Raw genomic sequence first — 12,319 nt, forward strand, 5'->3', positions numbered from 1 at the left:
CATCCGTCCGCCCGATCGCACGCTGCGACGACGCCGAAGACGGCGGCAGCGCCGGGTCGCATGTCGAGGAGGGGTCGCCGGCTCAGTTCGGTTGCTGAACCGCGGTGAAGCGGATGTTGAGCTCGGGCGCGCGCACCTGCCAGCCGACACCGCTCCGCACGTTCAGTGCACCGGCCGACGTGAGCACTCGCACGTCGGTGATGCTGTTGCCGCCATCGACCAGGACACCGCCGTCGGGGCCCTGCCGATCGCTCGCGAAGCCGCCGATCTCCTGGGTGATGAGCCGGGTGGTTCCGTCGGGCAACGCCGTGAGCGAGGCGACGTTGCTCGCGTCGAGCCACGCGACGTCGAGCGGCGTGCCGGCGGCGGCGTCGAGCCCGAGCGGCACCGCGCCCAGCGCGATGGGGAGACCTTCGGCGTCGCGCTCGATCGACGCGACGACGAAGTTCGTTCGTGCGCCGTCGCCGAGCAGCGCGATCACGCGCGTCGAGTCGCGGGACACCTCGATCGCGGCGATCGAGGATCCGCCCCAGGGAACATCGAGCGGCAGGTCGGTTCCATCGGGTGCGAACACGACGAGCTGGTCGGGCGAACCGCGCGGCACGGACCAGACGTAGCCCGCACCATCCATCGCGGGCACCACGAGGTCGGCGCGCGGATCGAGGAGAACGGGCGCTTCCCCGGCGAGGACGAGCGAGACCCCCGCCGCGGAACGGACTGCTGCCGAATCCGCATCGGGCCCGAGCGCTGCGCCGGTGGGTGCGAGTTCCTCGACCTCGGCCGACAGGCCGGGGATCGTGTCGACGCCCTCGCCCGACGTGGCGAGGTAGCCGAACGAGGCGCCGTCGTAGACCACCGGCCGCTGGGCGACGCGAGGGTTCGCCACCACCTGCCCCGGCAGGTCGGGCACGTCCTGCTCGAGGCCGTTCAACGAGAGCGTGACCCTGGAGACGTTGCGCACCTTGCCGATGAGGCTCTCGTCGAGCTGCTCCTGCATGCGCTGCACCGTGAGGAGGTCGTCGAATGCGGCTCCCGACAGGTCGACGCTCGCGACGGTGCCGTCGATGGGCACCGCGTCGGGATCGAGGCGCACGCCGTCGGGGAACGCCGAGACGACGCCGGGGTCGAGCCACTCCGCCGGGCCCGTGACCAGGGCCTTCACGATGCTCGTCTGCACCGAGTCGCGGCCGGCGAACCAGCGCAGGTCGGGAACGAGGTAGCGGTACTCGGGGTCGAAGAAGTAGAGGGCGTGCTTGCGGAAGACGCTGGCGAAGTTCGCCTCGTCGATCACCACGCCGGGCGGAGCCTCCGAGATGCGCCATTGCCCGTCGACCTGCTCGAGACGGTATGGCAGCGGGATGGCGGCCTGCGACTCGGTCACGGCGTACTGGCCACCGGCCGTGAGCGAGGCCACAGGTGTGACCTCGACGACCATCGACGTGTCGTCGATCGCAGTGAACTCCCGGTCGCCGACGTCGATCGTCGCGGCGGCGTCGGCCTGCCATTCATCGGCGAAGGCCGCGGTGAGGAACTGGCGCGCCACCCGGTAGTTATTGCCGGGGCTGACCGCGGCGTCCATGAAGCCCTGCACGATCTCCTGCGGCGTGCCGTCGACCTTCGGGCCCGGCGCGATGATGTCGAACTCGGGGTTCTCGTCGACGACCGCCGAGTTCCCGGCGTTCACCGCGCCCGAGCTCGGGATCGACACACAGCCCGCGAGCATCGCGGCACACATCACGGCGACGGATGCGGCGAACAGGCGCCTACGCATCGTGCACCTCCTGCGCCGCGCCGTCGGCAGGCTCGATCGCCGGCACCACGCCTGTCGGCGCCGGCCCGGTCGCTTCGATGTCGTCGGGCACGAGCGGAAGCGGCGACTCGACCGCATCGGCATCCGTCGTTCGCGGCAACGTCAGCCGGAAGACGGTGCCATGCCCGGGCTGCGACCACACGTCGAGTGCGCCGCCATGCGCCACCGCGTCTTCGAGCGCGATCGCGAGGCCGAGACCGGTGCCGCCGATCGTGCGCATGCGGCTGGGGTCGGCACGCCAGAACCGGTCGAAGACGCGAGCCTGTGCCTCTTCGCTCATGCCCATGCCGTAGTCGCGCACCGAGAGGGCGATCGCGGACTCGTTGCTGTCGACGGCCACGACGATCGGACGGCCCTCGCCGTGCTCGATGGCATTGCCGAGGAGGTTGCGCACGATGCGCCGGATGCGCCGCGGGTCGACGTCGGCATCGAGGTGTCCGCCGGGCGCGTCGAGACGGAGCTCACTGCCCCGTTCACGGGCGAGCTCGTGCATGGACTGGATCGCATCGCCCGCGAGGTGCACGAGGTTCGTGGGCTCGGTCGCGAGCTCCACCGAGCCGGCGTCGTATCGGCTGATCTCGAGGAGGTCGGCGAGCAGCGTCTCGAACCGATCGGTCTGCGTGTGCAGGAGCTCGACGGTGCGAGCCGTGGGACCGGGGAAGTCGTCGCGCTGACCGTAGAGCACGTCGCCGGCGAGCCGGATCGTCGTGAGCGGCGTGCGCAGCTCGTGCGAGACATCCGAGACGAACCGCTGCTGCATCACCGAGAGCTCGGCGAGCTCCCTGATGCGGGCCTGCAGGCTGTCGGCCATGCCGTTGAACGACCCCGCGAGGGTCGCGAGCTCGTCTTCGCCCTTGGACGGCATGCGCACGCCGAGGTCTCCGGCCGCCAGCCTGCGGCTCGTGGCCGCGACCGTGCGGATCGGCTCGATCACCCAGCGCACCACGAGGAAGGTGACCGAGCTGAGCAGGGCGAGCAGCGCGGCGGCGCCGACGATGCCGGTGAGCTGCATGAAGGCGAGGGTCTCCTGCGCGTCGGCGAAGTTGTAGCCGATGTACAGCTCGTACCTGCCGGCGGCGGGCACGACGAGATCCGAGCCGACGACGACGCCGGGGTCGCTGCTGCCGTCGTCTTCGATGATCGCGACCGACTGCCAGAACTGCTGGTCGGGGTTCTCCTCGACCCGGTCGCGCAGCTCGGGGGTGATGACGCCGCCGAGGCTCGGTGCCACGATGTCGGGCGGGGCGTTCTGGCTGAACGCCTCGCTCGGTTCCCGGTAGACGGCGACCGCCGAACTTCCCGACACCCGGATGACCTGCTCGAGCGCGGAGCTCATCACGCTCTGCAGGGAGGCGCGGTCGACCGCGTCGGACGAGTCGAGGATGCGCTGCGCGGCGGTCGTCGCCTGGTTCGAGCCGTCGAGCACCTGGTCGAGCTGCTGCTTGAACAGGTTGGAGGCGACGCTGAAGGAGATGTAGAGGCCGATCACGAAGATCGCGAGCGACGAGAGCGAGAGCGTGATGATGACGGTGCGGAACTGCAGTGAGCGCCGCCAGAGCGCCGCGAGCTGCCGCGGCAGCGCGCGCCACCTCGCGGCGGAGAAGATCGCCGGGGACTCGCCCGCACCCATCGGTCGGCCTAGGTGGTCGCGCCGGCCCGGTAGCCGACGCCGCGCACGGTCATGACGATGCGCGGGTTGTCGGGATCGTGCTCGACCTTCGCGCGCAGCCGCTGCACGTGCACGTTCACCAGCCGGGTGTCGGCCTTGTAGTGGTAGCCCCACACCTGCTCGAGGAGCATCTCGCGGGTGAACACCTGCTGCGGCTTCGACGCGAGCGTGTGGAGCAGGTCGAACTCGAGCGGCGTGAGGTTGATCTGCTCATCGCCGCGACGCACCTCGTGGCCGGCCGCGTCGATGATGAGGTCGCCGATGCCGAGGGTGTCGGTGACGGGATCGGGCGCCGGACGCAAGCGAGTGCGGATGCGAGCGACGAGCTCTTTCGGGTTGAACGGCTTCACCATGTAGTCGTCGGCGCCCGATTCGAGCCCCTTCACGACGTCGGTCGTGTCGGACTTCGCCGTGAGCATGATGATCGGCGTGCCGGACTCCGCGCGAATGCGACCGCACACCTCGATGCCGTCGATGCCCGGAAGCATGAGGTCGAGCAGCACGAGGTCGGGCTTCGTCTCCCGGAACGCGGCGAGCGCACCCGTGCCGTCGGCGCAGAACGCCGGCTCGAAGCCCTCCGTGCGCAGCACGATGCCGATCATCTCCGCGAGGGCCGTGTCGTCATCGACGACGAGTACGCGTGGGTTCATACGTTCGGTTTCCTTCGGGGCCCGGCGTGTTGCCCGGCCGAGTGCAGTGGCTCAAGCGTAGTCGTTCGAGGCCGGAAGAGAGCCGAACGTCCCGGCTGCGCGCGAATCCCGACGGGCAGACGAAATGTGACAGCATTGGGAGCATCCGCCGGAAGGAGCGCACGCACGTGTCAGATCACGACTGGCAGGCACCCGGTGGGGCGCCAACTGGGGGTTCGGCACCGGATGCCGCGGGCACGCCATATGGGGCTCCGGCGAACATGCCTCCAGCACCCGGCACGCCCCCGCCTCTGCCACCAGCACCCGGCACACCCCCGCCTCTGCCGCCGCTGCCGCCGCTGCCGCCGCTGCCGCCGACCGGAGCGTATGCGCCGCCGCCCGGCATCCCCGGGGGCTGGACACCGCCCCCGAAGCCCGGCCTGCTCCCATTGCGTCCGCTGAGCTTCGGAACCCTGCTGTGGGCGCCGTTCCGCACCCTCCGGCGCAACCCCGCTGCGACGTTCGGCAGCGGCCTCATCGTGCAGCTCGTGTCGGTGATCGCGACCGCGGCGGTCATCGTGCCGTTCATGATGTTCGCGATCGGGCGCGTCGAGAGCGCGTCGGAGACGGATTTCGACACGGTCCTCGCCGGCACCTTCGGCGGATTCTTCCTGCTCATGCTCGTCCCCATCGCGATCACGCTCGTGGCAGGCGCGTTCCTCCAGGGCGTGATGGTGCTCGAGGTCGCAAGCGGCACCCTCGGCGAGCGGCTCGGATTCGGGGCGCTGTGGCGCCGCACCGCCAAGCGCATCTGGCCGCTCATCGGGTGGACCGCGCTCGTCGCGGCGGCGCTGATCGCCGCCATCGCGGTGCTCATCGCGATCATCCTGACGGCCGCGGCGATCTCGCCGACCGCGCTCGTGGTCTCGATCCTCGTCGCCGTGCTGCTGGGCCTCGGCCTCGCCGTGCTCGGTGCGTGGATCGGCGTGAAGCTCTCGCTCGTGCCGAGCGCCATCGTGCTCGAGCACGCCGGTGTCGGCGCCGCGATCCGCCGCTCATGGCGACTCACCGACGGATACTACTGGCGCACCTTCGGCATCCTGCTGCTCGTCAGCGTCATCTTGAACGTCGCATCCCAGGTCGTCGTGCAGCCGATCTCGTTCGTCGGCATGATCCTGGCGATGATCATCGATCCCACGGGCACCGGAACTGCGGTCGTCATCACCATCATCACCTACATCGTGACGATGATCCTCTCGATCCTCATCGGCGCGATCACGGCGGTCGTGCAGGCCGCACTCGTCGCGGTCCTCTACATCGACCTGCGGATGCGCAAGGAGGGGCTCGACCTCGAACTCGAACGCCACGTCGAGCTTCGTGACGCCGGCCAGGAGGTCAACGACCCCTACCGGGCTCCCACGTCATCCGCGACCGCCGGAAGCGAGCCTGCCGCGACGTGGTCCTGACCTCGCTCGGCGCCACCCCACTCGATCCCGACGCGCCCGAGGCGCGCCGGTGGCTCGTGGACGAGCTCGCGAAGGCCGAGTACCGCAACGCCGAGCCGAACGCGTTCGACCGCGCGATGCAGGCGATCGGCGACTGGTTCGCGAGCCTCTTCGAGGGAGCCGGCGGCCTCCCCGCTCCCATCCTGACGCTGCTCCTCGTGCTGTTCGTCGCCGTGCTCCTCGTCGTCGGCGTGCTCGTCTTCGGAGTGCCTCGACTACGGCAGCGCCGGCGCACGCTCGCACCGCTGTTCGACGACTACCGCGACCTCGCGATGCTGCACCGGGCCGCGATCGCGGCCGCAGCGGCGGGCGACTGGCCTCGCGCGATCGAGGAGCGATTCCGCGCCATCGTGCGCGGCATCGTCGAGCGCGATCTCGTTCGGGTGCACCCGGGCACGACGGCACGCGGGTTCACGGACGCCGCGGCACTGCCCTTCCCCGACCACGCCGCAGCGCTCCACTCCGCCGCCGCGGAGTTCGACGGGGTCCGCTACCTCGGCCGTGCGGGATCGCAGGATGCCTACGAGCGGCTCACCGCGCTCGAGCACGACCTCAGCACGTCCGCCCCGGCGGGCTCGTGGGCCGAGGCCGAGGAGGCGTCGCGGTGAGCGGCGGCCCGCCGACCACCGCGGTCCCCGATCGCGCCGGCAGCGCCCGAGCGCCCACCGAACAGGCAGCGGATGCCGCGACCGCCGTCACGCCGACGTTCCGCGCACTCGTGCGACGTCGCCGCATCTGGATCGTGTTCGCCGCAGTGCTCGTGCTCGGCGCCATCGTGGCGCTCGCGATCCAGGGCGGCCTGCGCCCTCCCGGAGTGCCGCTCGGCGCAGACAACCCGGCCCCGCTCGGATCGATGGCCCTCGTCGAGGTGCTCCGCGACCACGGTGTCTCGGTCACGGAGTCGCGATCACTGGAATCCGCCGTCGACGCCGCCGAACGGGGCGCCACCGTGGTGCTCTACGACGAATTCGCCCTGCTCGACGAGTCGCGGCTCGATCGCATCGCGGGGGTCGCAGAACGGCTCGTGGTGGTCGAGCCCGGCTTCTCGGCGCTCGAGGCGCTCGCCCCCGGCGTTCGCCTCGCGGGCGTCGCGAGCGGGCCGATCGACGACGTCGCGTGCGAGCTGCCCGCGGCCGAGCGGGCGGGCAGCCTGGGCGACGGCCAGCGCCTGCTCACGGTCGACGACGACGCCCGAGCCGCTGGCTGGCAGGGCTGCTTCCGCGACGAGGAGTTCGGGTTCGCGCTCGTGTCGGGCGAGGGTGATGACGGCGGGAAGGTCACGCTCGTCGCCGCGACGACGGTGTTCGCGAACGAGTCGATCGACGACGCCGGCAATGCCGCGCTCGCGATCGGCCTCACCGGGGGTTCCGACGAACTCGTCTGGTACCTGCCTGGGCTGGGCGACGTCGACGCGGCCGAGGCGCCGAGCATCGCCGAGCTCACCCCCGGCTGGGTGAGTCCCGTCATGGTGCTGCTCATCGCGGTCGTCGTCGCCGCGGGCATCTGGCGCGGACGGCGCTTCGGCCCGCTCGTCACCGAGAACCTGCCCGTGCACGTGCCGGCCGGTGAGACGAGCGAGGGCCGGGCGAGGCTGTACGCACGAAGCGCCGCGCGCGGCCGCGCCCTCGACCAGTTGCGCATCGGCGCCATCGGCGGCATCGCCGAGGCGCTCAAGCTGCCGCGCGCTGCAGAGCTCGGCGCCGTGACGGATGCCGCGGCGCGGGCGACCGGCCGTGACGAGGCATCCGTGCGCCGACTGCTCGTCGACACCGAGCCGGGCGATGATCACGACCTCATCGAGCTCGCAGCAGAGCTCGACGTGCTCGAGCGCGAGGTGCGCGCCACGCTTCGGCCCCGCTTCACACGCCCCGCAGACCCGGCAGACCCCACAGACCCCGCAGGAAGGCGACCATGACCGATACCACCGCGCTCACCGACGAGGAGCTCCGCGCCGCGCTGAATCGCGTGCGCACCGAGGTCGGCAAGGCCGTCGTCGGGCAGGACGGCGCCGTGACCGGCCTCATCATCGCCCTGCTCACCCGTGGCCACGTGCTGCTCGAGGGCGTGCCGGGCGTCGCCAAGACGCTGCTCGTGCGCACGCTCAGCCGAACGCTGCGCCTCGACACGCGGCGCCTGCAGTTCACCCCCGACCTCATGCCGGGCGATGTCACCGGATCGCTCGCCTACGACCCGCGTTCGGGCGAGTTCGCGTTCCGCGAGGGGCCGGTGTTCACGAACATCCTGCTCGCCGACGAGATCAACCGCACGCCGCCGAAGACGCAGTCCGCGCTGCTCGAAGCGATGGAGGAGCGTCAGGTCTCCGCCGACGGCGTCACCCGGCCGCTCCCTGACACGTTCCTCGTCGCCGCGACGCAGAACCCCATCGAGTACGAGGGCACGTACACGCTCCCCGAGGCGCAGCTCGACCGGTTCCTGCTGAAGCTCGTGCTCGACGTGCCCGAGCGCGACGCCGAGGTGTCGCTCCTGCGCCGTCACGCCGACGGGTTCGACCCGCACGACCTCGCCGCGGCGGGGGTCGAGCCGGTGCTCGGAGCGGCCGAGCTCGCCGCGGCACGGGCTGCGGCATCCGCGGTTCGGGTCTCCGACGACGTGCTCGCCTACGTCGTCGACCTCGCGCGCGCGACCCGCCGGAGCCCGTCGATGCGACTCGGAGTGAGCCCCCGCGGCGCGACGGGCCTGCTAGCTGCGGCGAAGGCGTGGGCCTGGCTCACAGGATACGACTCCGTCACGCCCGATCACGTGCAGGCGATGCTGCTGCCCGTGTGGCGGCACCGAGTGCAGCTGCGCCCCGAGGCGGAACTCGAGGGCGTCTCGGTCGATGCCGTGCTGCGCGGCATCGTGCAGCAGGTGCAGGTGCCGCTCTGAGATGACGATCACCGGTCGGTTCGCGCTCCTCCTCGCGCTCGGCGTCGTACCCGTCGTCGCCGCGGGGCTCGCCGGCGCGGCCGAAGCATGGGTCGCACTCGCCGGATGGCTCACCCTCGCGCTCGGCGCCGGGGTGCTCGACGTCTCGCTCGCAGCGTCACCCCGGCGGGTCGCGCTCGGCCGGGAGCTGCCCGATCGGGTGCGGCTGGGCGAGTCGGTCACCGCGGAACTCACGGTGCGCAATCTCGGAACCCGGATGCTGCGTGCCACCGTGCGTGACGGGTGGGAACCCTCCGCGGGCCTCGCCGGCGCGAATCGCACCCCGCTGCGCGTGCCGCCGGGCGAACGTCGACGGATGACGCTGCAGCTCACCCCGTGGCGCCGCGGCGACCGTCGCGTGGCCCAGGTGACCGTGCGCTCGGCGGGGCCCCTCGGACTGTGGTCGAGGCAGGCGACGCTCGCGGCGCCCGGACGCATCCGGGTGCTGCCGCCGTTCCACTCCCGCGTGCACCTGCCGTCGCGGCTCACGCGGTTGCGCGAGCTCGACGGGCGCACGCCGTTGCTCATCCGCGGCCAGGGCACGGAGTTCGACTCGATCCGCGAGTACGTCCGCGGCGACGACGTGCGCTCGATCGACTGGAGAGCGACCGCGCGCCATGTCGACCCCGAAGTGCCCGGCAGCATGCGGATCATGGTGCGCACCTGGCGGCCCGAACGCGACCGGCGCATCGTGATCGTCGCCGACACCTCGCGCACGGCGGCCGCCCGCATCGCCGACGAACCGCGTCTCGACACGGCGTTCGAGGCATCCCTCCTGCTCGCCGCCCTCGCCTCGCACGCGGGCGACCGGGTCGACTTCCTCGCGTGGGACCGCCGCCTGCGCGGGCGCGTGCACGGCGCGAGCGGCCCCGACCTGCTCGCGCGCATGGTGGACGTTATGGCCGGCATCGACGCCGAGCTCATCGAGGCCGACTGGTCGTCGGTACCGGGCCAGGTGCGGCGGGTGACGAGCCGGCATGCGCTCGTCGTGCTGCTTACCGCGGCGGACTCCCCCGGCAGCTCCCGCGGGCTGCTCTCGATGCTGCCGCAGCTCACCGCCCGGCACACGGTGATCGTCGCGTCCGTGACCGATCCGGCGCTCGTCGAGGCCGGTGCCGCTCGCGGCGATCTCGAGGAGGTCTACCGCGCGGCCGCCGCCGAGCGCGGCCTGATCGACGCTGCCCGCGTTGCCGCCGCGATCCGGCGCCTCGGCGCCCTCACGGTCAGCGCCCCTCCGCACGAGCTCCCGCCGGCGCTCGCCGACCGCTACCTCGACCTGAAGGCCTCAGGCCAGCTCTGACGCGTGCTCAGCCCGAGACGATGCGCGTCGCCCCGGCGTCGAACTCGACGAGGTCGCCGGTCTCGCCTGCGCGCCAGGCGCGGCGACCGAGCACGAGCATATAGGCGAGGAACCCGCCGAGGGCGAGCACGCCGATGCCGATCTTCACGGGCCACGGCCACGGTGCGGGCGTGACGAAGCCCTCGATGAGCCCCGAGACGAAGAGGAAGAACACGAGCCCCATCGCGACGCTGAAGAGCGAGCGCGCGTCTTCGGCGAGTGCGATGCCGCGCGACCTCGGCCCGGGAGCGACCCATGCCCAGAAGATGCGGAGGCCCGCGGCCGCTGCGACGAACACGCACGTGAGCTCGAGGAGCCCGTGCGGCGCGATGTAGAGGAAGAACGTGTCGGCCTCGTCGTAGGCGAACATGATGGCCGCTGTGACCCCGAGGCTTTGCGCGTTCTGCAGCACGACCCACGGCACCCACACGCCGAGGATGCCGAAGGCGACGCACTGCGCGGCGATCCAGGCGTTGTTCGTCCAGACCGCCCCGGCGAACGACGCCGCGGGGTTCTCCGAGTAGTAGGCGACGAAGCCCTCCTCGGCGATCTGGCGCAACTCGGCCTCGGTGCCGAGCGTCGAGAGCACCCGCGGGTCGCTGCCGATCCACCACGCGTAGAGCGCGGCGACGGCGAAGGTCGCGAGGGCCACGGCGACGGTCAGCCACCGCAAGCGATAGAGGGCGGCGGGAAGGCTCAGGAGGGCGAAGCGCGTGAACTGCCGCAGCGGGTTCTCGGGAACCCCGGTGAACTTCAGGCGCGCCCGTGCGAGCGAGATCGACAACCGGTCGCCGAGCGCGGTCGAACCGGCCGTCGTCTGGACGAGCGAGAGGTCGGATGCCGCGGCCTGATACCGCTCGATGAGCTCGTCGGCCTCGGCCCCGCCGAGCCGGCGCGCCTTCGCGAGCGCGTCGAGCCGCTGCCAGTCGTCGTGACGGGCGGAGGCGAGCGCATCGAGGTCCATCTGCTTGAATACTACCCATGGCCGAAGCGACCGTCGCCGACCGCAGGGTCGCCCGATTCGACGACGAGGGCGTGCTCACGGGCGAGGCCGTCACCCTCGACGTGCGGCCGGCGAGCGCCCTCATGCGAGCGGGCGGCACGGCGATCGACGTGCTCGTGTCGGTCGCGCTCTTCGTGGGCCTGCTGCTCGCGCTCGGGCAGCTCTCAGTCGACGAGGACGCGTCACGCGCGATCATGATCGGCGGCATCGTGACGTGCATCGTCGTGATTCCCACCGCCGTCGAGACGGCGACGCGCGGCCGCTCGCTCGGCAAGCTCGCGCTCGGTCTCCGGATCGTTCGCGACGACGGCGGTGCGGCGGGATTCCGGCACGCGTTCATCCGCGCGCTCACGGGTGTCATCGAGATCTACATGACGGTCGGCGGCCTCGCCGTGCTCATCGGCTTCCTGAATCCCTCGTCGAAGCGCCTCGGCGACCTGCTCGCAGGAACGCACGCGCAAGTCGAGCGAGTGCCCGACCTTCCGTCGACGGCGTTCGGCGTTCCCACCGAACTCGCGTCGTGGGCGACGATCGCCGACGTCGCACGCCTGCCCGACCCGCTCGCTCGTCGCGTCGCCGCGTTCTTCCAGAACGCGGAGCACCTCGTGCCCGACAGTCGCGCGCGCATCGCCGCCGGCCTCGCCGCCGAGGTGATGCCCTTCGTGTCGCCGGTGCCGAATGCTCCGGCCGAGCGCTTCCTCGCCGGCGTCGCTGCGCTCCGCCGCGAACGCGACCTCACCGCGCTCGAGCTCGAGCGCGCGCGCATGTCGACGCTCGCGCCGGTACTCGACGCGACGCCGAACGGGTTCCCCGAGCGCTGATCGGCCGTGCACTCGACGCTGTGTGATCCATATCACTGACGCTGCGGATGCCCGTCCATAGCGTCGAAGCATCCGATCGGCCGCCGGGCAGCCGATCGACGCAACCGATCCCCGGCGGCCGCTGGACCAACGGAAGGATCCGAATGATGTCCACCGCTCCCCTGTCTCAACCGAACTCCTTCGTCGCGGTCCTGCCGGCCCGGGTGCTCGCCGGAGTGCTCGGCGGGCTCGCCGGCGGCATCGCGTTCGGCATACTCATGGCGACGATGGGCATGCTCCCCATGGTGGCCGCCCTCGTCGGCTCGAGCGCGCCGTGGATCGGCATCGCCGTTCACCTCGTGATCTCGGTCGGCTTCGGCCTCGCGTTCACCGTGCCGTTCGCCGGCCTCTTCCTGCGCAGTTACGGCATCGCCACGCTCGCCGGTCTCGGCTACGGCGTATTCTGGTGGGTGTTCGGGCCGTTGGTGATCATGCCCGCCATGCTCGGGATGCCGCTGTTCATGGTCGACGTCATGTCGCTGTTCTCACTCATGGGGCACCTCGTCTACGGTGTGCTGCTCGCCCTCGTGGCGGCCCGGGTGCTGAAGGGTCGGCGTGTATGACGAGTGCGGGGTGACA

At 71.5% G+C, this 12,319-nt stretch carries 11 protein-coding genes; 7 read left to right on the top strand and 4 right to left on the bottom strand.

Annotation, left to right across the window (positions count from 1 at the left end; genetic code table 11):
• Positions 1-82 precede the first annotated feature (82 nt).
• Genes J7E25_RS14340 through mtrA form a run of 3 tightly spaced genes read right to left on the bottom strand, consistent with a single transcriptional unit; the run spans position 83 to position 4,129 of the window.
• Positions 83-1,771, bottom strand: a complete 1,689-nt coding sequence (locus tag J7E25_RS14340) for a GerMN domain-containing protein (protein ID WP_214870836.1) — start codon at positions 1,769-1,771, stop codon at positions 83-85.
• Positions 1,764-3,440, bottom strand: coding sequence for an MtrAB system histidine kinase MtrB (gene mtrB / locus J7E25_RS14345; RefSeq protein WP_214870837.1), 1,677 nt, complete (start codon positions 3,438-3,440; stop codon positions 1,764-1,766). Before mtrB ends, J7E25_RS14340 begins: the two co-directional genes overlap by 8 nt.
• Positions 3,441-3,448: 8 nt before the next feature.
• Positions 3,449-4,129: an MtrAB system response regulator MtrA gene (mtrA, locus tag J7E25_RS14350; protein WP_214870838.1), complete on the bottom strand. Its 681-nt coding sequence runs from the start codon at positions 4,127-4,129 to the stop codon at positions 3,449-3,451.
• Between the two features lie 260 nt (positions 4,130-4,389).
• On the opposite strand from mtrA, the gene J7E25_RS14355 reads away from it, so the two are divergent.
• Genes J7E25_RS14355 through J7E25_RS14375 form a run of 5 tightly spaced genes read left to right on the top strand, consistent with a single transcriptional unit; the run spans position 4,390 to position 9,838 of the window.
• Positions 4,390-5,574 (top strand): glycerophosphoryl diester phosphodiesterase membrane domain-containing protein, encoded by a 1,185-nt coding sequence (locus J7E25_RS14355; RefSeq protein ID WP_214870839.1) that lies wholly within the window; start codon positions 4,390-4,392, stop codon positions 5,572-5,574.
• Entirely contained in the window at positions 5,565-6,221 is a 657-nt protein-coding gene (locus tag J7E25_RS14360) for a DUF4129 domain-containing protein (RefSeq protein WP_214870840.1), read from the top strand. The genes J7E25_RS14355 and J7E25_RS14360 overlap by 10 nt, the downstream gene beginning before the upstream one ends.
• Complete coding sequence (locus J7E25_RS14365; RefSeq protein ID WP_214870841.1) at positions 6,218-7,528, top strand: DUF4350 domain-containing protein; 1,311 nt, start codon at positions 6,218-6,220, stop codon at positions 7,526-7,528. Before J7E25_RS14360 ends, J7E25_RS14365 begins: the two co-directional genes overlap by 4 nt.
• Positions 7,525-8,499 (top strand): MoxR family ATPase, encoded by a 975-nt coding sequence (locus J7E25_RS14370; RefSeq protein ID WP_214870842.1) that lies wholly within the window; start codon positions 7,525-7,527, stop codon positions 8,497-8,499. The genes J7E25_RS14365 and J7E25_RS14370 overlap by 4 nt, the downstream gene beginning before the upstream one ends.
• Position 8,500: 1 nt before the next feature.
• A complete protein-coding gene (locus J7E25_RS14375) occupies positions 8,501-9,838 on the top strand; it encodes a DUF58 domain-containing protein (RefSeq protein ID WP_214870843.1) in 1,338 nt (445 codons plus the stop codon).
• Positions 9,839-9,845: 7 nt separating this feature from the next.
• Here the strand turns inward: J7E25_RS14375 and J7E25_RS14380 are convergent, their stop codons facing one another.
• Positions 9,846-10,841, bottom strand: coding sequence for a stage II sporulation protein M (locus tag J7E25_RS14380; protein ID WP_214870844.1), 996 nt, complete (start codon positions 10,839-10,841; stop codon positions 9,846-9,848).
• Positions 10,842-10,858: 17 nt separating this feature from the next.
• Here J7E25_RS14380 and J7E25_RS14385 point away from each other — a divergent pair, with 17 nt between their 5' ends.
• Both J7E25_RS14385 and J7E25_RS14390 read left to right on the top strand, forming a co-directional pair.
• The gene (locus tag J7E25_RS14385) at positions 10,859-11,701 is read left to right on the top strand and encodes an RDD family protein (RefSeq protein WP_214870845.1); all 843 of its coding nucleotides are present in this window, start codon (positions 10,859-10,861) and stop codon (positions 11,699-11,701) included.
• A gap of 146 nt (positions 11,702-11,847) precedes the next feature.
• Complete coding sequence (locus tag J7E25_RS14390; RefSeq protein ID WP_214870846.1) at positions 11,848-12,303, top strand: hypothetical protein; 456 nt, start codon at positions 11,848-11,850, stop codon at positions 12,301-12,303.
• Positions 12,304-12,319: the final 16 nt, after the last annotated feature.

Source organism: Agromyces sp. ISL-38 (genome assembly GCF_018613935.1).
GTDB lineage: Bacteria > Actinomycetota > Actinomycetes > Actinomycetales > Microbacteriaceae > Agromyces.

Excerpts from the sequence above, each read along its gene's own strand:
- J7E25_RS14340 (WP_214870836.1), bottom strand. The coding sequence starts at position 1,771 with ATGCGTAGGCGCCTGTTCGCCGCATCCGTCGCCGTGATGTGTGCCGCG.
- mtrB (WP_214870837.1), bottom strand. The coding sequence starts at position 3,440 with ATGGGTGCGGGCGAGTCCCCGGCGATCTTCTCCGCCGCGAGGTGGCGC.
- mtrA (WP_214870838.1), bottom strand. The coding sequence starts at position 4,129 with ATGAACCCACGCGTACTCGTCGTCGATGACGACACGGCCCTCGCGGAG.
- J7E25_RS14355 (WP_214870839.1), top strand. The coding sequence starts at position 4,390 with ATGCCTCCAGCACCCGGCACGCCCCCGCCTCTGCCACCAGCACCCGGC.
- J7E25_RS14370 (WP_214870842.1), top strand. The coding sequence starts at position 7,525 with ATGACCGATACCACCGCGCTCACCGACGAGGAGCTCCGCGCCGCGCTG.
- J7E25_RS14375 (WP_214870843.1), top strand. The coding sequence starts at position 8,501 with ATGACGATCACCGGTCGGTTCGCGCTCCTCCTCGCGCTCGGCGTCGTA.
- J7E25_RS14380 (WP_214870844.1), bottom strand. The coding sequence starts at position 10,841 with ATGGACCTCGATGCGCTCGCCTCCGCCCGTCACGACGACTGGCAGCGG.
- J7E25_RS14385 (WP_214870845.1), top strand. The coding sequence starts at position 10,859 with ATGGCCGAAGCGACCGTCGCCGACCGCAGGGTCGCCCGATTCGACGAC.
- J7E25_RS14390 (WP_214870846.1), top strand. The coding sequence starts at position 11,848 with ATGTCCACCGCTCCCCTGTCTCAACCGAACTCCTTCGTCGCGGTCCTG.